The following is a 20,613-nucleotide window of genomic DNA, read 5'->3' as shown; positions in this document are numbered from 1 at the left end:
CTCAAGTCTCTCCACCGGAGAGATTTGCCTTTCAGGACGGTTCGAAGCCCAGCATCCGATCCTGCTCCTGCCGCAGCGCAAAGAGCCGCGTCGAGACATCCGGCGTGGCATTGGCGCTGGTGATCAGCGCGCCCTTTTTTACCGGCGCGGTGACCTTGCCGCCTTCCAGCAGGCCCACCGGCCAGGCGCCGGCGGCGCGGGCGTCGGTCACGGTCATCGCATAGGAGCGGTAGCAGGTCTCGCCGATGGCATCGAGGGGGTCGCCGGGGCGAAGATCGCGCTTGGCGACGGCGCAGACTTCGGCCACCGGGCGGGGCAGCGGCACCATGTCGGGCCGGCCATACAGCATGATGCGGGCGCAGGTCAGCGGCACTTCCAGACTCGTCAGGTGATAGGGCCGGAAGAAGCCGTAATAAGGACCGTGGCCGATATGGAGGTCATCCATGCGCTCGATGATGCGCGGATGCTCGGCCTTGACGATGACGAAGACGCCCGGGGCAACGCCCTTGCCGATGGTGAAATCGACGACGCCGGAACGGTTGAGAATGCCACCATCCGCCTTGGGAATAAGAACCTTGGCCATGTCATCGCGATGGGTGGCGGGGCCATGCATGCCGGGCACGTCGGGGACGAGGCCAGTGGCATTGGCGATGGCGGTCATTTCCACCGCCGTCTTCGAGCCATCGACGAATTCCACAAGCATGCGCGGATTCATGTTCCGGCGGGTGGCTTCCTCGCGATAGTCGTCGGGCACGGCGTCGTGCTTCAATGGATTGTTCTTGCCCTTGCCGGCGGCGACGATCTCGAGGCCAAGGGCGGAGACGAATTCGATGAGCTCCATGCACGAAGACGGCTCGTCGCCCGCGCCCACCGAATAGACGACGCCCAGTTTGTCCGCCTGGGCCTTGAGGTAAGGCCCGATGGTAACGTCCGCCTCGACATTCATCATCACCAGGTGCTTGCCGTGCTCCATGGCCATGAGGTCATAGTCGGCAGCGACGCCGGGCTTGCCGGTCGCGTCGATGACCACGTCGATATTGGGGGTGGTCACCAGCGTTTCGGCCGAGGTGATGGCGATCTTGCCCTGCTCGATGGCGGCGGTGGCGGCACTGGGCGTATCGACCACCTTGCCGCGGCTGTCGTCGCCATAGGCAATCTTCATGGCGTCGAGCGCGGTATGCGGACGGCGCGTGGCCACGGCGGCCATTTCGATGCCGGTCATCAGGCTCATCTGGGTGACCAGATCGGTGCCCATTTCGCCCGAGCCGATGACGCCGACGCGGATGGTCTTGCCTTGTTCGGCGCGCTGGGCGAGGTCACGGGCAATGCCGGTCAGGGCGATTTTTGCGGGCATGGGGCGGTCCAGTTCTGGTGTTGGGGATGCGATAGCGCCGAGCGGGGGCGGGGGCAAGGATTGTGTTGCGCACCCCCACCCTTGGTCCCTCCCCACAAGGGGGAGGGAGACGATGAACACTAGCGGCTCGGTCTTTCGCCTCCCTCCCCTTGATGGGGAGGGAATGAGGGTGGGGTGATGCTGTGCAAAGGAAGCGGATCGCCCTGCGCTCTCTGGGCCTATGACGCTCCAACCGCGCCACTGGCGCGTTTGGCCCGAAGGGACGCGTCATAGTTAGCACTTCTTAAACCGTTCAAGTTGAATATGCCGCTTGGAGTAGACTCCGGGGGCATTCTTTTCGACATGGCCAAGCAATCCAAGCAGGTGGTCGCCTTGCCAGAGGTCATCGACCTCGATGCCATTGATGGCATTCGCGACGTGCTGATCGACGCACTTGAGGAGGGGCCGGTTACGGTTCGGGCCGGTGCGGTCGAACGGGTGAGCACCAATGCACTCTTGCTGCTGGTGAGCGCCGCCGAGACGGCCCGCAGGAACCAATTTGATTTCAGGATTGAAGCGCCGAGCGCGGCCATGAGCGCCGCCATCGAGCGCCTGGGCCTTGCAGCCCGGTTTTCAGGGATGATGACACCATGACGTTGCGCGTACTCACGGTAGACGATTCACGGACCATACTGGCCATGCTCCATCACACGCTGAGCAATGCCGGATTTGAAGTCCTGCAGGCAGAGGATGGCAAGCAGGGCCTCGACGTGCTCAGGGCCCAGACGGTGGATGTGGTCATCACCGACATCAACATGCCGGTAATGGATGGCATCGAGTTCATCAAGAATGTGCGCGCCACCGGCCAGCACAACTCGCTCCCCATCCTCATCCTCACCACCGAAACCAGCCAGGACAAGCGCGACCAGGGCAAGGCTGCCGGCGGCACCGGCTGGATCGTGAAACCCTTCGATCCGGAAAAGCTGATCTCGGTCATCCACCGCGTCGTGCACTGACTATTCTGACAAGCGGACCCAGAAGGGTTGGAAGCCTAAAGCATGAGTGATCTCGACGACTTCAAGGCCACCTATTTCGACGAGTGTTCCGAGCTTCTGACCGAGCTTGAAGAGCAGTTTGCCGTCATCGAGGAGGGCGAGCGCGGGGCCGACCGGCTCAACGCGGTGTTCCGTGCCATCCATTCCATCAAGGGCGGCGCCGGTGCCTTCGGCTTTTCCGCCCTGGTGGGCTTTGCCCATGCCTATGAAACCCTGCTCGACTATGTGCGCGACGGCCGTGTCGAGCTGACCGACGAGGTCGTCAGCCTCTGCATCCGCGCCAATGACATCGTCGCCGACCATGTCAATGCCGCCCAGTCGGGCGAGGACCTGCCGGCCGATTACGGCGCCGAGGAAAAGGCGCGCTTCGACGCCCTGGCGCGTGGCGAGACGGCGAGCGAAGACGACGACATGGGCGGCGAGATGGTCGAGGAATTCGACATCGACTTCACCCCCGTCATGGTCAATCTCGATGGCGCTGGCGGCAGCTTCGCTGCCGGGGAAGCGCCGGTCGAGGATGTGTTCGAGGCGCCGCCCATGGCCGCCGCCGAGGGCCAGTGGGAAATCCGCTTCACCCCGCATCGCGCGCTCTATGCCCGCGCCAATGATCCGCTGCTGCTGTTCCGCGAACTGGCGGCCCTGGGCACGATGAAGGTTCGCGCCATACTTGGCGACGTGCCCCCGCTCAGCGATTTCGAGCCTTTTGCCGTCTATTGCGCCTGGGAAATCACCCTGGTGGCGCCGGGCCTCGAAGAGGCTGCCATTCGCGAAGTGTTCGAATTCGTCGATGGCGATTGCGACATTGTCATCGCCCAGGCCGGCACCGTGCCGGGCCTGGCTGAAGCCGGTTTCGACCTCTCCGATTTCGATGAAGATCCGGTGGCGGACGAGACGCCCGAAATGGATCTCTCGAGCCTTCTGGCCCTCACCGAGGAAGAAGTTACCGACGCCAAGGATGCCATCGCGCCGCTCGCCGCCTTTGCGCCGGAGATCGCTGCCGAACCGGCCGGCGTGCAGGATCGGTTCGAAGAGGCCCCGGGCCTCAGCTTCGCCGATCTGGCCGCCGAGATCGCCCCACCCCCGCCACCGGCCCCCAAGGTCGAAGCAGCGCCGGTTGCGGTTGCCAAGGCACCAAGCGGCGACGGCGAGGAGGGTGGCGGACGCTCGGTCGGCGTGCAGTCGATCCGCGTCGACCTCGACAAGGTGGACCGCGTCGTCAACATGGTGGGCGAGCTGGTGATCACCCAGTCCATGCTGACCCAGCAGATGGATGAGACGCTGCGCGCCCGCTATACCGAGCTGGTGCGCGGGCTCGAAGTGCTGGCCCAGACCACGCGTGGACTGCAGGACTCGGTGATGGCCATCCGCGCCCAGCCGGTCAAATCGGTGTTCAGCCGGATGCCGCGCCTCGCGCGCGAACTGGCGACCAAGACCAACAAGAAGATCAAGCTCGAGACCATTGGCGAGAATACCGAAATCGACAAGACGGTGATCGAGCAGCTTTCCGATCCCCTGACCCACATGATCCGCAACTCGGCGGACCATGGCATCGAGAGTCCGGAACGGCGTCTTGCCGCCGGCAAGCCGGAAACGGGCACGATCCGCCTCTCGGCCGAGCAGGCGGGCGGCAATATCCTCATCATCGTCGAGGATGACGGCGCCGGCATCAACCGCGAAAAGGTGCTGCAGCTGGCCCGCAACAAGGGCATTGTCGCGGCCGAAATCACCCCGACCGACGAGCAGATCGACCAGCTGATCTTTGCCCCGGGCTTTTCGACGGCCGAGGCGGTCAGCGACATTTCCGGCCGCGGCGTGGGCATGGACGTGGTGCTCTCCAATATCAAGAAGATCGGCGGCTCGGTGCATGTGCGCAGCTGGACGGGCAAGGGCTGCCGCATGACGCTGCGGCTGCCGCTGACGCTGGCCGTGCTCGATGTCATGCTGGTCAAGGTTGGTGGCGGACCCTATGTCGTGCCGCTCTCCTCGATCGTGGAAACCATGCAATGCTCGCGCGCCAGCTTCGAGCGCGTGCCTTCGGGCGGTCGCGTGCTGCAGGTGCGGGGCGAATATGTGCAGGTCATCGATCTCGGGCAGCGCTTCGGCCTCACCACCCAGACCGCAGCGGACGACCAGTTCGTGGTGCTGTGCGAGACCGAGGGCAACCAGAAGGTGGCGCTGGTCGTGGACGATATCATCGGCCAGCAGCAGGTGGTCATCAAGAGCCTCGAAGAAAACTTCGAGCGCGTCGAAGGCATTGCCGGCGGCACGATCCTGGGCGACGGCAATGTGGCGCTGATCGTGGACGTGCAGGGCCTGCGCTCGACGCATCTGCACCAGAACGCGGCCTAGACGGGTCGGAGCAAGGCGCCGCGCGCCGTTAAGAGATTGGCGTCTATTGACGCAGTATAGTGAAGTAGATCGGCCCAGGACGGGCCAGGAGTAGAGGCGAGAAAAGATGGAAGCGCTGAGCCTTCGCGACGATGTGAGCGACAAGTCGGCCCTGGCTGGACAGAATACCCTGCAACTGATCGCCTTCTCGATCGGCGAGCAGACCTATGGCGTGGAAATCACCACGGTGCGCGAAATCCGCGCCTGGAACGGCGCGACCCCGCTGCCGAACACGCGTGAATTCGTCCGCGGCGTCATCAACCTGCGCGGCACGATCGTGCCGATCTTCGACCTGCGCGCCCGTTTTGGCGACGGCCAGACCTCGCCCACCAAGAACCATGTCGTGGTGGTGATGAGCGTCGGCGACAAGTGGGTCGGCATCCTGGTCGATGCCGTCAGCGACATCCTGACCGTCTCCAAGGACGACATCCACAATGTCCCCGAAGGCAATTCGATCGACACCGAACTGCTCAACGGCATCGTCACCCACGAAAGCCGCATGGTCGGGCTGATCGACCTCCACGCCGTGGTCAGCGGCGCGAAGATGGACGGCTAGTCCAACTCTTCTGGACCGAGAATTTGAAAAGGGGCGCCGCGAGGCGCCCTTTTGTTTTGGCTGCGATGGGGGGGAAAGCGGACGGTCTGCTTTGGTTTGCGGGTAGGAAAAGCAGACAGCAGTCTGCAATCAGGCTGCGTTCAATCAGAACGGCGAAACAACTGCCCAAACCTACTGCCAATATCCGGACCGCGACGTCGACTTGAAGTATCTATGCACGATTGAATAGTCAAAGCGCCAGCTAGACCGTGGAAAACCACCGCCTCTGACTTGCGACGCATTAGAACAAAATGAGATTTAGGGGAGTGACAGCATGTCGCAGTCACTCCCCGGCGATTCGGTACGCGTCTCGTCGAACGAAAAGCGTCACACCCTCTCCTGAACAGCTTGGGTGTAGCGCGGGCCGGGGCCAATCGACAAGACGCTTTGGAGCTACGCTAACAGATGCGTATTAACCGAACGCAGATCCGAAACCTGGACCGTTACCTAAACGTCCTGCCTCCCGGCAGCACCTTCAAGGTCATCAGCGAGGTCGATGACCACCTGCTGGAAAGAACGGGCTTTGAACTACCGGTGCCCCCCGGCGCCACCACATTGCCTGCCGCAGTTGGCCGTACCACCCGCTACAACGCTGAGGGAAAATGGCTTGTCCGCCGCGACTTGCCCAAAGAACTTCGCTTCGTCGGAAGCCGGTCGTGGGTGCGTAAAGAATGGCGCGGCCGCGATGAGACGGAAGAGGTCGAGGACACGATCTACATTCATCGATGGGCTTATCCTCGCGATCTGATCGAGCCGCCGTCTGTCGAATTGACGTATGTGGAGCACGAAGGTCAACGGTTAGTCGTTTCGCAAGCGCTGACATTCCAACCGGCGGATGCAGAGACAAATAAGCACGTCATCAACATGATGCTCGAGCTTTTTCAGGGTTGCGAGATTGTGCCGCATGATCTCGCCCGGTTGGCTCCGCCGGTTGAGTTGCGGGCAAACTGGGTGATGCTGCCGCCCGGCGAACATCCTTGGGATCGCATTGAAGCGCACATCAAAAAGGTGTTCGCTGGAAAAGCACCCTCGGTTGCGAAAGCAGTGCTACAGCGCCAAGACGTCATCCTTGCACACAAGCCATCGGTGACCTGGCGTGGCCTTGGTGGCTTTAGCGACTACGTGGCATATATCTTTGAGGATCGCGGTATCGTGGTCTTAGAAAGCGTGCACTACGGAAATGCACTGTATGTGCTCGGTAAAGACTGGGAAGAGCTGTCAAAACTGACAAAGGCTCAGATCATCCGGCATCAGCTGGCCGAGCACCGGATCATCCACACCAAGGATTGGATCCAGCACCTCAACGAGGTTTTGCTGCCCAAGGCGGCAGAATAGAAAACTTTGGTTCAGCCGTGGAGTAACGCCCGCGGCTGAAACTGACGACAGCTTTTAGACACTTGTTGCCAAAATCTGAACGACCACAATGGGGTCGGTTGCGGACATTCAGTGACTCGCCGCTAAACTAATCCCCGCGCCCCCCGCTCGCCCTATCCTCTCCTGTCCGCCTCGCGCCCAGGAGAGTTTCATGCCCCTCAAATCCCACCCCCAGATTCCGCGCCGCGTGGCCGAGCGGCAGGAGGCTTTGTTCGCCAGATTGCAGTCCCTGGCGCGGGAGGTGCAGGCGCTGGCGCGGCAGCGGCCCCGAGGCGGCGTGCCGGATCGGGTTCTGGTGGCGGCGGAAATGCTGTTGTTCGAGGCGCAGGCGTTTCGACCGGACTATGCCAAAGCCGGCCTGCCGGCACCGGCGCCGCATTGCGGGGCCCTCGCCGCGCAGCTGGCAGAAGCGCTCGGCATGCTCATGGCCTATGAGGCGCGCCACACGCATTGGGATGCGGTGGAAGGGGAAACGCTCTGGGCGGTGCCGGGCGCCAAAATGCCGGTCCGGCGGCTCCTGCCGCGCGCCGGCAGCAAGGCGGCGGCGCGGGTCGAGGCAAAAGCGCGCCAGGCAGCGGCGCTCCGCGCAGCAAGCATGGTCGAGCTCCGCACAAAACTGGTGAAACGTCTGGACCAGTATCGCCAGCGCGAGCCGGCCGCGGGCCTCGACCCGCGGTGAGCGAAGGTCAGACCTAACCGGAGGGCCCTGCATTGCTCGGACCATGGACCACCCGATCAAGCCGGGTGGTGACGGGCGCGGATGTATCGCGTTCACGCCTCACCCTCCACGGCGTCATTGCCCGGCTTGACCGGGCAATCCACCTTGCCACGCAGGCGATCTTTCAAAGTTATCCACGGCCTCCAAATCTCCCCCATACTCCCTTCATCAGCCGGGTGGAGATGGGGTTGCAACGATCAACCGTCCGGCGACCGTCGGGAGGGTTCTGAATCGTTACGGAGCCTGGGTCCGGGGATGGGAAATTCCGGCGCAAGCCGGCCCTGGCGAAACCCCCTGCCAGAAATCCCGACGCCCGGAGGTGGCTTTCGCCTCGTTCTTTACATCTCAGAGGCGGATGCCGCCTCCGGGCTCCATCACCTAACTGTCCCTGCGACGCTTTCGGGCCGGGCAGTGCATCCGGCTGGGAGAAAGGGTCAGGTCAAAAAACGCAAAAAGGCGCCCGGGGCGCCAGCGTTGAGGGATCAAAAGCGGGGAGGACTAAAAGAGTTCGGCGTCACCGTGGGCGCCGTGGGCGGCGATGCCTGAGAGGGCCGGGACGCGCAGCTCGTCGAGGGTGAGGCTGGCCCAGATCTCGTCATAGACCGAATCGGGGGCGGTCGGGGGCAGGAGGGCGAACTGGCGCACGGCCAGCGCCATGTTGTGGCAGCGCTGTTCGATACGGTCCTGGCCCTGCAGCGCGGTGATGATCAGCTGCACGGCTTCATTGACCGTCTTGTCCTTGCCCAGGCCCTTTTCGGCGAGCAGTTCGAGCGCCTCGGTGATGCCTTCGAGCATGGAGGCGGTCTGCCGAGCCGTCTCGTCCAGTTCTCGCGCGAGTTTCTGCAGTGACATAGATGCGTATTCCTAGCCCCGTTCCTCGCACCCTATAGCGCTATTTCTAAAGCTCTCCTTGCCGAATTCCGGGCCCACAGCGAACTCGTATGTCGTGGTTAGCAATTGGCTAACGACTTAATCCTACCATCGGAAGCAATTCGCCCGCAGAGGTAGATGACGACCAAATGGCCCTTACGCATACCCTGCCACCCGAGTTCGATCGTGGGGTGGTGACAACCGTCCACCAGGGCGACTGTCATGTTTCCAATGCCGCAGACATTACTTTTTCGACCGTGCTCGGGTCCTGCGTCTCCGCCTGCGTCCGCGACAGGGTGGCGCTGGTGGGGGGCATGAACCATTTCCTCCTGGCCGAGCAGTCCGGTTCGGCCAAGGATCGCTACGGCGCCTCGGCCCGCTATGGCGCCTTCGCCATGGAGCAGCTGATCAACAAGGTCCTGAGCCAGGGGACCGGCAAGAAGGCCAATCTCGAGATAAAAATCTTCGGGGGCGGCAAGATAAACTCGGCGCTCGACGATGTCGGGGCCAAGAATATCGACTTTGTCAGGCAGTTCCTGGCCGATGAAGGCTATATAGCCACATCGGAGGATCTGGGGGGCTCGTTTGCACGGCGCGTGCTGTTCAAGCCGCATTCGGGACGGGCTTTCGTCAAGCGGCTCGACAGCGATGCCGGCGCCAATGTGGCGCAGGAAGAACTGGCGCTCGCCCGCCGCCGCGTGGTTGTACCGGCCCCGGTGGACGATATCGAGCTGTTCTAGTCTTCAGGAGCGCGGTTTCTACTTTCCGAAGTCTTACCGCGCTTCGATGTCTTATAGATTTGGTTAACCATTGTGCGGTTAGGGTCCCGGTATGTCGGACCGCGCCGCCTTCGCTGTTGATTCGCGTCCTCCTCACCGGGGATTGCGCCTGATGCTGGCCGCCGCCGGGCTCTGCGTTTTCTTCGGTGCCGTGGCGGGCGGGCTGTTGCTGGCCATGGGTCCCGGGCCGACCTGGTTCGTGGCCGCGGGGGCGCTGGCGGGCCTGGCCGTTGCCAGTTGCGCCCTTCTCGGCGCCATTGCCGACCGGCGCGACGCCGCCCGGCTGGCCGCGGTGGCGCGGGCCGCCGGCCTTTCCGATCGTCCCGGGGAAGATCTCTCGATTGCCAGCATCGTTGCGCGGCTGGGCAACCGGCTGGAGCGTGCGCATCACTTCCGCGCCGCCATCGGGGCATTCGAGGCGCCCCTGATGGTGGTGGACGAGCATGGTGTGATCCTGGCCGCCAGCCGTGGCATGGAACGTCTGGCGCCCCAGGCCCGCGAAGGGGCAACCCTCGATGGCCTGTTCGGCGCCGGCTATCTCGATGGGGGAGGCGGCGCGCCGGAAGAGGCGCTGGTCATGCTGCGGGGGCAGCGGCTGGTGGCCCAGCGCCGTCCGCTTCCCTCCAGTCGCTATGCGCTGGAGCTGTCGCCGGCCGGACATTTCATCGAAGATGACAATCTCGAATCCGCGCTGGGCGCGCTGCGCCTGGGGCAGACGGGCTTCCGCTTCGACAGCGACGATGTGGGCATCCATCCGGTTCTGGGGCAATTCAACGATACGTTCGAGACCCTCGATGCCGGCCTGGCGCAGTTGCGCACGGTCATGACCGGCGAGCCGCTCGGCGATGCCACCCTGCCGCTGGCCGATGAAGCGCAGATGGTCATCGACCTTTTCGCGGGGCTGGACGAGCAGCAGCGCGACGAGGCGCAGGTGCGTCTGGGGCTCGAAACCCGGCTCGGTTCGGTCAAGACGCTGCTGGCGCAGTTCGAAGCGCGCGCCGCCGACCTCGAGCAGACGGCCGAAACCGGGCGTCAGGCACTGGCTGCGGGCGTGACGAAGATGGCCGGGCTCGAGGCCGAGCTCGCCGCCGCCCGCCGGCGCAATGACGAGGCCGAGACCCTGGCCCTGCAGGTGGAAAAGGCCGCCGAGCGGACGCGTACGCTGGTCAGCGAGATTGCCCGCATGGCGCAGGAAATCGACACCATGACCGCAGGCATCGAGGATGTCTCGTTCCGCACCAATCTCCTGGCGCTCAATGCGGCTGTCGAGGCGGCGCGCGCGGGCGAAAAGGGCGCCGGCTTTGCCGTAGTGGCCGACGAAGTACGTCAATTGGCCCAGGTGACCAACCGCTCCGCCAAGGATATCCGTGTCATCGCCGACAAGGGACGGGCGCAGGCCCGCATCGGTCTGGACGAGGCCGACGGCCTGCAAAAAATAACCGGCGCGCTGCGGGAGAATTTACGCAATCTAAGCAATGAGCCGGCCAGTATCGCCCCGATTGCAGGGACTGTGGCGCGCCTCGAGGCGCCAACACGTCCGGCAAGGCCGGTGGTTGAAGGGCTGGGTCAGAAGACCGGTATCGACCAGCGCGCCGCCAGCTAGATCCGGGAGAACCCGGCATATAAGGGGTGGTTTGCATGGAACAGGGGGAATTTTCCCTCAGCGAGCGGGAGTTCGCTCGCATCAAGGCCCGGGTCTATTCCGTGGCCGGCATATCGCTCAGCGATGCCAAGCGAACCCTTGTGGTGTCTCGTCTCTCCAAGATCGTGCGGGCCCTGCGGCTGCCCAGTTTCGACGCCTATGTCGATTATCTTGAGCGCGGCGGCACCAGCCAGGACGGGCAGGACTTCGTCAATGCGCTGACCACCAATCTCACCCGCTTCTATCGGGAAGACCATCATTTCGATCATCTGCGCAGCCATGTGGCGGCGCTGATGGCCGAGCGGCCGCGCGGCACCCGGCTGCGCATCTGGTCGGCGGGCTGCTCGACGGGCCAGGAACCCTATACGATTGGCCTGGACCTCCTGTCCGCCTTCCCCGATCTCAAGCGCTGGGATTTCAAAATCCTGGCGACCGACATCGATACGGCCGTGCTCGCCAAGGCGGCCGGTGGCGTCTATCCGGAAAACGAGCTGACCGGGCTTTCGGCCGAGCGCGCCCGCCCCTTCGAGCGCGGCGGCGACGGCACGATCCGCATCCCGGCCACCGTGCGCGAGCTGGTATCGTTCAAGCCCCTCAACCTCATCGGTCCCTGGCCGATGAAGGGGCCATTTGACGCCGTGTTCTGCCGCAATGTGGCGATTTATTTCGACAAGCCCACCCAGGGTGAAGTGTTCGGCCGTTTCGCCAAGATGATGGCCCCGGAGGGCTTCCTCTATATCGGCCACTCGGAAAATCTGGGGTCGGGCGGGGACGGGTTCCGGCTGGTGGGCAAGACGATCTACCAGTCGAAGGAAAAACTGAACAGAAGAGCTGCATGATGAGCATCAAGGTTCTGGTCGTCGACGACTCGGCGCTAATCCGCGAAGTTCTCGGTCGCATGCTGACACGTGATGGCGACATTGACGTGGTCGGCACTGCCGTTGACCCGATCGATGCGCGCGAGAAGATCAAGCTGCTCGACCCCGATGTCGTGACGCTCGATATCGAAATGCCCAATATGAACGGGCTGGCTTTCCTCGAAAAACTGATGCGGCTGCGGCCGACCCCGGTCGTGATGGTGTCGACCCTGACCAAGAAGGGGGCCAGCGAAACGCTGCTGGCGCTCGAACTGGGCGCCGTCGATTTCGTGGCCAAGCCGAGCGCCGAATTTGCCGGCGGGCTCGATGCCTTCGGCGTTGGTCTGCGGGACAAGATCCGCGCTGCCGCCAAGTCCGATGTGCGCGGGCGCTCGGCCAGTCGTGCGGAGCCGGCCAAGGCCCGGGTGCCGCTCAAGACCGCGGCCGCCCCCGAAGGGGCGCTGATCGCCCTTGGTGCCTCGACCGGCGGGGTCGAGGCCATTCGCGCCGTGCTGAGCGAATTGCCGGCCGATTGTCCGCCCGTGGTCATTGCCCAGCATATGCCGGCCGGCTTTACCGGACGCTTTGCCGCGCGCCTGGATGAGCTCTGCGCCCTCAAGGTGGTCGAGGCCGAGGATCGCATGCCTCTGTTGGCCGGCCATGCCTATGTGGCGCGGGGCGACTATCACCTGCGCGTCGAGCGCTCCTCGGGCCAGCTCAAATGCAGGCTTGGCCAGGATGGTCTGGAAAGCGGGCATCGCCCCAGCGTCGACGTGCTGTTCGAGTCGGTCGCCAGGACGGTGGGGCCCATGGCCGTGGGCGCCATTCTGACCGGCATGGGCCGGGACGGAGCGCGGGGCCTCAAGCTCATGCGCGATGCCGGCGCCTATACGGTGGGCCAGAGCCAGGCGTCGGCACTGGTCTATGGCATGCCGCGCGTGGCCTTCGAAGAGGGTGCCGTTGTGGAACAGGCGCCGGTCGAACATATCGCGGCCAAGCTGGCTAATGCATTGGTGAAGCTCAAATCCGCGGCGTAAACCGGGCCGCGAGAATGCCAATGTGCCGATTGAGAGAATTGTAACGCTTGCCCCATAGAGTTGGGCATTGAGTACGGCCCGAAGGCCGAAGGCGCGTAGAGGTAAGAACAACCATGCCAAAAGCAAGCGCTGTCAGCGTCCTGATCGTTGATGACCAGCAGTCCATGCGGGGTATCTGTAAGTATATTCTGACCCAGCTGGGCTTCAAGGACATCATCGAGGCCAAGTCGGGGCGCGATGCACTGGGCAAGCTCGAAAAGTCCAATGTCGACCTGATCATCTCCGACTGGAACATGGAAGACATTGACGGGCTGACCCTGCTCAAGGTGATCCGCAAGCATCCGCGTACCCAGGCCATGCCGTTCATCATGGCCACCGGCCGTTCCGACAAGGAGCAGGTCAAGGAAGCAATTTCCTTTGGCGTCAACAACTACATCATCAAGCCGTTCGACGCCTCCACGATGAAGAAGCGGATCGAAGCGGTGATCGGCGCGCTGACCTGAACTGTGCGCCTGCCGGACCCTTCAAATGCCCTCGCCCAGCGAGGGCATTTTCATTTTGGGCCGGAGCAGCAGGATTTGCCGCTTTTTTGGGCGCTTGGTATTTATCCGTAAGGAGTGGTTAAGCCCAAGACTATATCGTTTCCAGAGACGGTGCGCTGCGGCGCGCCCCGGTTGCCCGCGTCGTGACTGTTCGGTCCGGGGGAGCGCGGGAGGGAGCAACCGACTTTGGGGAGACGAGATTTCATGAAATTTATTCCGCAGCTGAAAATCGCCCAGAAATTGCCCCTGGCTCTGGTGGGTTCGGCGCTGGTGGTCAGCGCCGGCGTGGGCATTGCCAGCTATCTCATCGGCCTCGGTACGGTGCAGGAACAGCGCGAGCAGTCGATGCAGGCCTCGTTGACCACTGCCAGTTCGATGGTGAGCGACTATTATGCAAGCGCCGAAGTCGACCTCAGGCTGTTCGTGCAGCGCTCCGATACCGTAACGGCCATGAAGAACCTGACGCGCGCGCTCGATGAATTGCGCATGGGTCTCAAGGAACGCGCCGCGCCGCAATTGCAGGCCGCCTATGGCAGCGAAAGCCCGGACCCGGAAAACCGCGCCTCGGTGGACAGTGTGGGTGCAAAGGGCGCGACCTATGACGCGCCGCACAAGCGGTTCCATCCCGGCTTCCGCACGCTGATGCAGGAGCGCGACTATTCCGACGTACTGATGATCAGCGCCGCCGGCGACGTGGTCTACTCGGTGGCCAAGAATACCGACTTCGTCACCAATGTGCTGACCGACAGCACGGCCGCCGCCTCCGGGCTGGGCCTCGCTTTCGCCGCCGCCAAGGATCTGGCGGACGGGCAGGCTGCCTTTGTCGATTTCTCGCTCTACGCGCCGACCGGCACGCCCGAGAGCTTCATGGCCATGCCTGTCTATGACAAGGACGAGAATACCGGCGTCATGGTCCTGGCCATTTCGCCCGAGGCCCTGAGCGCGCGCGTGTCGGGCCTGTCGGGCCTCGGGCTCACCGGCGAAGTCGTGGTGGTGGGCGCCGACGGTCTGCTGCGCAGCGAATCCCCGCGCACCGAGGCCGCCGACGTGCTGGCGACGACGCTGACCTCGCCGGTCATCGCTGCCGCCTTTGCCGGCGAAACCGGGGAGGGCATCAGCACCGACTATCGCGGCGCGCCCATGGTGGTGCGGGCCCAGCCGGTCAGCGTCCATGGCGTGACCTGGGCGGTGGCGGCCGTGCAGCCCGAGGACGAGGCCTATGCGGCCGTCGTCGAAATGCGCAACATGACCATCCTGGTCGGCGGCATCCTTCTGGCCATTGCCGCGGTCGTCGGTTTCTTCTTTGCGCGCTCGATCAGCAAGCCGATCAGCCGCCTGACCGGGACCATGGAAGCCCTGGCCGATGGCGACCTCACGGTCGATGTCAAGGGTGGCCGCCGCGCCGATGAAATCGGCGCCATGGCGCGGGCCGTCGAAGTGTTCCGCGAGAATGCGCTCAAGGTCAATGAAATGACCGAGGCGGAAGCCGCCCGCATCATCGCCAATCAGGCCGAACGCGCGGCCATGATGCAGGACCTGCAGCGCGCCTTCGGCCAGGTCGTGGATGCCGCCATTGCCGGCGACTTCACGCAGCGTGTGACAGCCGAATTCCCCGATGACGAACTCAACACGCTCGCCCGCTCGGTCAATGGCCTCGTGGAAACCGTGGACCGGGGCCTGGGCGAAACCGGCGAAGTGCTGGCGGCGCTGGCCAATACCGATCTGACCCATCGCATGCAGGGCGACTATCAGGGGGCCTTTGCCCGCCTCAAGGCCGACACCAATGCCGTGGCCGACAAGCTGACCGACATTGTGGGCCAGTTGCGCGACACGTCGCGCACGCTCAAGACCGCGACGGGGGAAATCCTCTCGGGCGCCAACGACCTTTCCGAGCGGACCACCAAGCAGGCGGCCACGATCGAGGAAACCTCGGCGGCCATGGAGCAGCTGGCCTCCACGGTTCTGGCCAATGCCGAACGCGCCAAGGAAGCCTCGAGCGTGGCAACGGGCGTGACCCAGACCGCCGAAGAGGGCGGCCAGGTCATGGGCAAGGCGACCGAAGCCATGGAGCGGATCACCCAGTCCTCGGCCAAGATCTCCAACATCATCGGGCTGATCGACGACATCGCCTTCCAGACCAACCTCCTGGCGCTCAATGCGTCGGTGGAAGCGGCGCGCGCCGGGGAGGCCGGCAAGGGCTTCGCCGTGGTCGCGGTAGAAGTGCGGCGCCTTGCCCAGAGCGCGGCGCAGGCCTCCAGCGACGTCAAGGCGCTGATCGAGCAGAGCGCCAACGAGGTGAAGGGGGGCTCCCGCCTCGTGGCAGACGCCGCCGGGCGACTGGAGCAGATCCTGACCTCGGCCCGCTCCTCGAGCGAGCTGATGAACAATATTGCCCGCGAGAGCCGCGAGCAGGCTTCGGCCATTGACGAGGTCAATACGGCCGTCCGCACCATGGACGAAATGACCCAGCACAATGCAGCCCTGGTCGAGGAAATGAATGCCTCGATCGAGCAGACCGAGGCGCAGGCCACCCAGCTGGACCGGGTTGTCGATATTTTTGCGCTCGAACAGCGGGCACAGGCTCAGGCCAGAACGGCGAGGCCGCTTGCTGCGCCGGGACCGGTGCAGGCCATCGCCCAGGGGGCTCGTGGCCTTCAGGCCAAGCTCAGCACCGCAGCCAAGTCCTATCTCACCAAGGGCAATGCGGCCGTCGATACCGACTGGAGCGAATTCTGATCCACTGCTGAAGGGCGCTTCCGGGCGCCCTTTTGCAGGTCTTTCTGACTACCATACAAGATCAACCTGGCGTTAAGCGGTACACCGCTAGCGTGACGGGGTCGGGATTGAGGAGTCCCGGCGCCATGCTGGAGGGGACACATGAAGTTATTTTCGGGCCTGCGTCACATACGCATGACCACTGCCATCGCCGCGCTGATGCTGACCAGCATTGGCATTACCATCGTGGCCTATTCGGTGAGTACCTATCTTAGCCTCAGGGGACAGGCCATCAATCAGGCAGTGGCCCAGCAGGATGCCGACCTCAAGACCGCCGCGACAGTCTATGAGAAGCGCCTCTCTGGCTCCGTGCTCACCTGGTCGGAGGAGGATGGCAGCATTGTCAGCTTCACCACCTATTCGATCCCCAATTTCTACGACACCGGCGCAGTGGATTCGGTGACCCGCGTCACCGGCGGCGAGACGGTGATCTTCAGCCGCGACGCAGCGGGCCAGTTCATCGCCAAGTCGACAAGCTTTGTCGCCGGGGACGGCGAGCGCGTGGTTGACTTCCTGCTCGATCCGGCAAGCCCGATCGGCGCCGCATTGGCCGAGGGCCAGCCCTTTCAGGGCGAGATGACCCTTGATGGCAGTACGTTCAACGCCGCTGCCTATCCCATCTACAAGCTCGACGGCACGCTGCTCGGCGCCTTCTGGGTGGGCAAGGACGCCGCCCTTGCCGATGCCGCCGCAAGAGAGGCCCTGCCGGGGCTTGCCGCCATGGCCGGCATTCTGCTGCTGGTCATGGGGGGCATTGGCCTTGTCATGTCGCGCATCCTGACCCGGCCGATCCCGAAACTGGCCGGCGCGATGGATGCCATTGCCGCGGGCGACTATGATGTCAGCGTGCCCTTTGTCGATCGCGGCAACGAGATAGGCGCCATGGCAAGGGCGGTGGAAGTGTTCCGCGAAAACGGTCAGCGCGTCAGCCAGATGACCGAAGCCGAAGCGGCCCGCATCATTGCCGATGGGCAGGCGCGACAGCGCATGATGAGCGAATTGCAGGATGCCTTCGGCGCCGTGGTCGATGCCGCTGTATCCGGCGATTTCGGCCGAAGGGTGATGGTGGAATTCCCCGATCCCGAACTCAATGCGCTTTCGAGCAGCATCAACAACCTGGTGTCGACGGTCGATCGCGGCATTACCGAAGTTGGCTCAGTGCTGGGGGCATTGGCCAATACCGACCTCACGCGCCGCATGGAGGGTGACTATGACGGGGCGCTGGCCCAGCTCAAATCCGATACCAATGCGGTGGCCGACAAGCTGAGCGAGGTGGTGGGTGACCTGCGCGCCACCTCGGGCACGATCAAGACCGCCACCAGCGAAATCCTCTCGGGCGCCAATGATCTCAGTGAACGCACCACGCGCCAGGCCGCGACCATCGAGGAAACCTCGGCGACCATGGAACAGCTCGCCTCGACCGTCCTCACCACTGCCGAACGTGCCCAGGAGGCCAGCGTCAGCGCGGGCGTCGTGACGCGCGCGGCGGAGGAAGGCGGGCAGGTGATGGATGCGGCCACCGGGGCCATGGAAAAGATCACCGCCTCCTCGGGCAAGATTTCCAACATTATCGGGCTGATCGACGATATTGCCTTCCAGACCAATCTCCTGGCGCTCAACGCGTCGGTGGAAGCGGCGCGCGCCGGAGAGGCGGGCAAGGGCTTTGCCGTCGTCGCGGTGGAAGTGCGACGTCTCGCGCAGTCGGCGGCGCAGGCCTCGGCCGATGTGAAGCTCTTGATCGAACAGAGCGCCGAGGAGGTCAGGGGCGGGTCGCGTCTGGTTGCCGATGCGGCGGTCAAGCTCGGCGCCATTCTCGAAGCGGCGCGTGCCTCCAACAGCCTGATGCATTCCATTGCCGCCGACAGCCGCGAACAGGCCTCGTCCATCGAGGAGGTCAATACGGCGGTGCGCACCATGGATGAAATGACCCAGCACAATGCGGCGCTGGTCGAGGAGATGAACGCGGCCATCGAGCAGACCGAGGCGCAGGCCACCAAACTCGACGGCATTGTCGACATTTTCCGCATCGAGGACGCCCCTGCGGCCGCCCGCGCGGCTGTCGCCCCCGCCACGCTGCCGCGGCCACAGTCCCGCGAGCGAGTCCAGTCGGCCAGCCGGGCCTATCTCAGCCAGGGCAATGCCGCCCTCAATGCCGACTGGAGCGAATTCTAGCCCCGGCACGCCCGGCCGCTTGATGCCCGTTTCCAGGGGCTTTTCGGGATTGGGGTGTCGAAATGTGAATAGTCCTGTTTGCGTGGCGTTTCCGGGGTTGAATTTACAGTCCTGGCCCTGGAAATGAAAATGCACGCGAACTAAACCATTGTAATGGTTGATTAAATTTCGAGCTTCTATCCTGCCCCCGATTGCAATGCTTGGGGGACGGGCATGTTTGGTTTGGTTTCGAAGTTCTTTGGTCGCCTCAGCCTCAGGCTGCAGATCTCCGGCCTCGTCATGGCGGCCATCATGGTGTCCATCGGCGTAGTCGTCTTTGGCATTTATCTCAGCTTTTCCTCGACCATGATGCAGCAGGGGCGGGACCGGCAGGAAACCAACCTCAAGACCGCCGCGACCATCTTTGCCGCCGCCACCAACAACAAGGGCGGCACGGTGGTGGAGTGGGCCGAGGATGGCGCCATGAGCCAGGTTAAGGGCTGGGCATTGCTGCCCTTCTTCGACACCGAACTGGTCGACGGCATTACACGCGTCATCGGCGCCGAGACGGCGATCTACATCACCGACAAGGACACTGGCGCACTGGTCAACAATACGACCACGCTTGTCACCGATGGCGGGGAGAGCCTCAAGGATAGCGTCATTGACCCCGAAGGTCCGGTTGTGGCCGCCCTGAGCGCCGGTGAGGGCTGGTTCGGCGAGGAAGAGCTGGCCGGGCGCAACTATTATTCGGCCTATTTCCCGGTGCTGCGGGAAGATGGCGCGCTGGCGGGCGCCCTGTTCGTGGGGGAGCCGGTCGAGCGCATCGAGCAGTCGGTCAACCAGACCATGGTGCTGCTGCTGGCCATTGCCCTGGGCACGACGCTGGTGCTGGCAGTGATCGGCTATCTCATCAGCCTGGCCATTACCAAGCCCATTCCGCGCATCGCCTCGGCCATGAATGCCATTGCCGAGGGGGAATATGATACCGACGTGCCCTATCGCGGGCTGGACAATGAAGTGGGCGGCATGGCCCGTGCCGTCGAAGTGTTCCGCGAGAATGGCCTGCGGGTCAGCGCCATGACCGAGGCGGAGGCCGCGCGCATCGTGGCCGACGAGGAGCGCCGCCGCGCCATGATGCGCGACCTGCAGGGCGCCTTCGGTGAAGTGGTCGATGCCGCCGTAGCCGGCGATTTCGGTCACCGCGTCGCCACCCAGTTCCCGGATGAGGAACTCAACGCGCTGGCCTCCAGTGTCAACAATCTGGTCTCCACCGTCGATCGTGGCGTCACCGAGGTGGGTTCGGTGCTGGGGGCATTGGCCAATACCGACCTCACCCGCCGCATGGAAGGCGAGTATGAGGGGGCGCTGGCCCGCCTCAAGGACGATACCAATGCGGTGGCCGACAAGCTCAACGAGGTCGTGGGCCAGCTGCGCCAGACCTCGGGCACGCTCAAGACCGCGACCAGTGAAATCCTTTCGGGCGCCAATGACCTGTCCGAGCGCACCACCAAACAGGCGGCCACGATCGAGGAAACCTCGGCGGCGATGGAGCAACTGGCCGCGACCGTCCTCACCAATGCAACGCGCGCCCAGGAGGCCAGTTCGAGCGCGGGTTTGGTGACCCGGACCGCCGAAGAAGGCGGGCAGGTCATGGCCAATGCAACCGAGGCGATGGAGCGGATCACCACCTCGTCGGGCAAGATTTCCAACATTATCGGCATGATCGACGACATCGCCTTCCAGACCAACCTTCTGGCGCTCAATGCCTCGGTGGAAGCGGCGCGGGCGGGGGAGGCTGGCAAGGGCTTTGCCGTGGTGGCGGTGGAAGTGCGGCGCCTCGCCCAGAGCGCGGCGCAGGCCTCCTCGGATGTGAAGACGCTGATCGAGCAGAGCGCCGCAGAGGTAAAGGGGGGTTCGCGCCTCGTCGCCGATGCCGCCGCCAAGCTTTCGGCCATTCTCGACGCGGCGCGGACCTCCAATGGGCTGATGCATTCGATCGCCCAGGAAAGCCGGCAGCAGGCCTCTTCGATCGAGGAGGTCAATACGGCGGTGCGCACCATGGACGAGATGACCCAGCACAATGCGGCTTTGGTCGAGGAAATGAACGCGGCCATCGAGCAGACCGAGGCCCAGGCCACCCAGCTGGACTGGATCGTGGACGTCTTTACCGTGGAAGCGCGGGAAACCGAGCCCGGGCCCGCCATGGCAAGAGCTTCGGCACCAGATCGTTCCCCGGCGTCCCGTATGCCGGCGCCCGACCGGGTCAAGACCGCCGGCCGGGCCTATCTCAGCCGGGGCAATGCCGCCGTGGATGCGGACTGGAACGAATTCTAGCCTGTTTGGCGTGGACGGATGCCCGACAGCGTCCGGGCACCAGGGCATTGCGGGCGGAAAAATCATCGAAATGGGCGGTTGTCTGGGCCGGTCGCTCATTTTTCACGGTAAATGAGCGATGAAATCGATTGCGGATAAATCCGTACAGTTTTCAGTAAAT

16 protein-coding genes are annotated in these 20,613 nt (G+C 63.8%); 14 read left to right on the top strand and 2 right to left on the bottom strand.

Going from position 1 to position 20,613, the window contains the following annotated elements; translation table 11 throughout:
- Window positions 1-31: 31 nt before the first annotated feature.
- A complete protein-coding gene (locus MQW79_RS11740) occupies window positions 32-1,354 on the bottom strand; it encodes an NAD(P)H-dependent oxidoreductase (RefSeq protein ID WP_476584662.1) in 1,323 nt (440 codons plus the stop codon).
- Between the two features lie 342 nt (window positions 1,355-1,696).
- Here MQW79_RS11740 and MQW79_RS11735 point away from each other — a divergent pair, with 342 nt between their 5' ends.
- From MQW79_RS11735 to MQW79_RS11710, 6 genes are all read left to right on the top strand, one after another.
- Entirely contained in the window at window positions 1,697-1,987 is a 291-nt protein-coding gene (locus MQW79_RS11735; protein WP_476584661.1) for an STAS domain-containing protein, read from the top strand.
- Window positions 1,984-2,349: a response regulator gene (locus tag MQW79_RS11730; protein WP_476584660.1), complete on the top strand. Its 366-nt coding sequence runs from the start codon at window positions 1,984-1,986 to the stop codon at window positions 2,347-2,349. Before MQW79_RS11735 ends, MQW79_RS11730 begins: the two co-directional genes overlap by 4 nt.
- Window positions 2,350-2,391: 42 nt before the next feature.
- Window positions 2,392-4,737 carry a chemotaxis protein CheA gene (locus MQW79_RS11725; RefSeq protein ID WP_476584659.1) on the top strand — a complete coding sequence of 782 codons (2,346 nt, stop codon included), beginning with the start codon at window positions 2,392-2,394 and terminating at the stop codon, window positions 4,735-4,737.
- Between the two features lie 106 nt (window positions 4,738-4,843).
- Window positions 4,844-5,332, top strand: coding sequence for a chemotaxis protein CheW (locus tag MQW79_RS11720; protein ID WP_198877507.1), 489 nt, complete (start codon window positions 4,844-4,846; stop codon window positions 5,330-5,332).
- A 444-nt stretch (window positions 5,333-5,776) separates the two neighbouring features.
- Window positions 5,777-6,706 carry a hypothetical protein gene (locus MQW79_RS11715; RefSeq protein ID WP_476584658.1) on the top strand — a complete coding sequence of 310 codons (930 nt, stop codon included), beginning with the start codon at window positions 5,777-5,779 and terminating at the stop codon, window positions 6,704-6,706.
- Window positions 6,707-6,896: 190 nt separating this feature from the next.
- On the top strand, window positions 6,897-7,424 hold the full coding sequence (locus tag MQW79_RS11710; protein ID WP_476584657.1) for a hypothetical protein: 528 nt from the start codon (window positions 6,897-6,899) through the stop codon (window positions 7,422-7,424).
- A 537-nt stretch (window positions 7,425-7,961) separates the two neighbouring features.
- Here the strand turns inward: MQW79_RS11710 and MQW79_RS11705 are convergent.
- Entirely contained in the window at window positions 7,962-8,315 is a 354-nt protein-coding gene (locus tag MQW79_RS11705; protein ID WP_476584656.1) for a hypothetical protein, read from the bottom strand.
- A gap of 167 nt (window positions 8,316-8,482) precedes the next feature.
- Here MQW79_RS11705 and MQW79_RS11700 point away from each other — a divergent pair, with 167 nt between their 5' ends.
- The 8 genes from MQW79_RS11700 (at window position 8,483) to MQW79_RS11665 (ending at window position 20,453) form a co-directional block, all read left to right on the top strand.
- Window positions 8,483-9,073: a chemotaxis protein CheD gene (locus MQW79_RS11700; RefSeq protein ID WP_476584655.1), complete on the top strand. Its 591-nt coding sequence runs from the start codon at window positions 8,483-8,485 to the stop codon at window positions 9,071-9,073.
- Window positions 9,074-9,224: 151 nt separating this feature from the next.
- Window positions 9,225-10,715, top strand: a complete 1,491-nt coding sequence (locus tag MQW79_RS11695; RefSeq protein WP_476584654.1) for a methyl-accepting chemotaxis protein — start codon at window positions 9,225-9,227, stop codon at window positions 10,713-10,715.
- Between the two features lie 35 nt (window positions 10,716-10,750).
- On the top strand, window positions 10,751-11,593 hold the full coding sequence (locus MQW79_RS11690; RefSeq protein WP_476584653.1) for a CheR family methyltransferase: 843 nt from the start codon (window positions 10,751-10,753) through the stop codon (window positions 11,591-11,593).
- Complete coding sequence (locus tag MQW79_RS11685; RefSeq protein ID WP_476584652.1) at window positions 11,590-12,648, top strand: protein-glutamate methylesterase/protein-glutamine glutaminase; 1,059 nt, start codon at window positions 11,590-11,592, stop codon at window positions 12,646-12,648. Before MQW79_RS11690 ends, MQW79_RS11685 begins: the two co-directional genes overlap by 4 nt.
- 113 nt (window positions 12,649-12,761) lie before the next feature.
- The gene (locus MQW79_RS11680; protein WP_104892861.1) at window positions 12,762-13,151 is read left to right on the top strand and encodes a response regulator; all 390 of its coding nucleotides are present in this window, start codon (window positions 12,762-12,764) and stop codon (window positions 13,149-13,151) included.
- A 243-nt stretch (window positions 13,152-13,394) separates the two neighbouring features.
- Window positions 13,395-15,926 carry a methyl-accepting chemotaxis protein gene (locus MQW79_RS11675; RefSeq protein ID WP_476584651.1) on the top strand — a complete coding sequence of 844 codons (2,532 nt, stop codon included), beginning with the start codon at window positions 13,395-13,397 and terminating at the stop codon, window positions 15,924-15,926.
- Between the two features lie 141 nt (window positions 15,927-16,067).
- Window positions 16,068-18,137: a methyl-accepting chemotaxis protein gene (locus MQW79_RS11670; RefSeq protein ID WP_476584650.1), complete on the top strand. Its 2,070-nt coding sequence runs from the start codon at window positions 16,068-16,070 to the stop codon at window positions 18,135-18,137.
- Window positions 18,138-18,350: 213 nt separating this feature from the next.
- Window positions 18,351-20,453 carry a methyl-accepting chemotaxis protein gene (locus MQW79_RS11665; protein WP_476584649.1) on the top strand — a complete coding sequence of 701 codons (2,103 nt, stop codon included), beginning with the start codon at window positions 18,351-18,353 and terminating at the stop codon, window positions 20,451-20,453.
- Window positions 20,454-20,613: the final 160 nt, after the last annotated feature.

This window comes from Devosia sp. Micro-HW1, from assembly GCF_056341075.1.
The sequence above is the reverse complement of the archived record's forward strand: the minus strand, read 5'-3'. Positions and strand labels throughout refer to the sequence as shown.

Excerpts from the sequence above, each read along its gene's own strand:
- MQW79_RS11665 (WP_476584649.1), top strand. The coding sequence starts at position 18,351 with ATGTTTGGTTTGGTTTCGAAGTTCTTTGGTCGCCTCAGCCTCAGGCTG.
- MQW79_RS11695 (WP_476584654.1), top strand. The coding sequence starts at position 9,225 with ATGCTGGCCGCCGCCGGGCTCTGCGTTTTCTTCGGTGCCGTGGCGGGC.
- MQW79_RS11700 (WP_476584655.1), top strand. The coding sequence starts at position 8,483 with ATGGCCCTTACGCATACCCTGCCACCCGAGTTCGATCGTGGGGTGGTG.
- MQW79_RS11675 (WP_476584651.1), top strand. The coding sequence starts at position 13,395 with ATGAAATTTATTCCGCAGCTGAAAATCGCCCAGAAATTGCCCCTGGCT.
- MQW79_RS11735 (WP_476584661.1), top strand. The coding sequence starts at position 1,697 with ATGGCCAAGCAATCCAAGCAGGTGGTCGCCTTGCCAGAGGTCATCGAC.
- MQW79_RS11730 (WP_476584660.1), top strand. The coding sequence starts at position 1,984 with ATGACGTTGCGCGTACTCACGGTAGACGATTCACGGACCATACTGGCC.
- MQW79_RS11690 (WP_476584653.1), top strand. The coding sequence starts at position 10,751 with ATGGAACAGGGGGAATTTTCCCTCAGCGAGCGGGAGTTCGCTCGCATC.
- MQW79_RS11705 (WP_476584656.1), bottom strand. The coding sequence starts at position 8,315 with ATGTCACTGCAGAAACTCGCGCGAGAACTGGACGAGACGGCTCGGCAG.
- MQW79_RS11725 (WP_476584659.1), top strand. The coding sequence starts at position 2,392 with ATGAGTGATCTCGACGACTTCAAGGCCACCTATTTCGACGAGTGTTCC.
- MQW79_RS11715 (WP_476584658.1), top strand. The coding sequence starts at position 5,777 with ATGCGTATTAACCGAACGCAGATCCGAAACCTGGACCGTTACCTAAAC.
- MQW79_RS11685 (WP_476584652.1), top strand. The coding sequence starts at position 11,590 with ATGATGAGCATCAAGGTTCTGGTCGTCGACGACTCGGCGCTAATCCGC.
- MQW79_RS11670 (WP_476584650.1), top strand. The coding sequence starts at position 16,068 with ATGAAGTTATTTTCGGGCCTGCGTCACATACGCATGACCACTGCCATC.
- MQW79_RS11710 (WP_476584657.1), top strand. The coding sequence starts at position 6,897 with ATGCCCCTCAAATCCCACCCCCAGATTCCGCGCCGCGTGGCCGAGCGG.
- MQW79_RS11740 (WP_476584662.1), bottom strand. The coding sequence starts at position 1,354 with ATGCCCGCAAAAATCGCCCTGACCGGCATTGCCCGTGACCTCGCCCAG.
- MQW79_RS11720 (WP_198877507.1), top strand. The coding sequence starts at position 4,844 with ATGGAAGCGCTGAGCCTTCGCGACGATGTGAGCGACAAGTCGGCCCTG.
- MQW79_RS11680 (WP_104892861.1), top strand. The coding sequence starts at position 12,762 with ATGCCAAAAGCAAGCGCTGTCAGCGTCCTGATCGTTGATGACCAGCAG.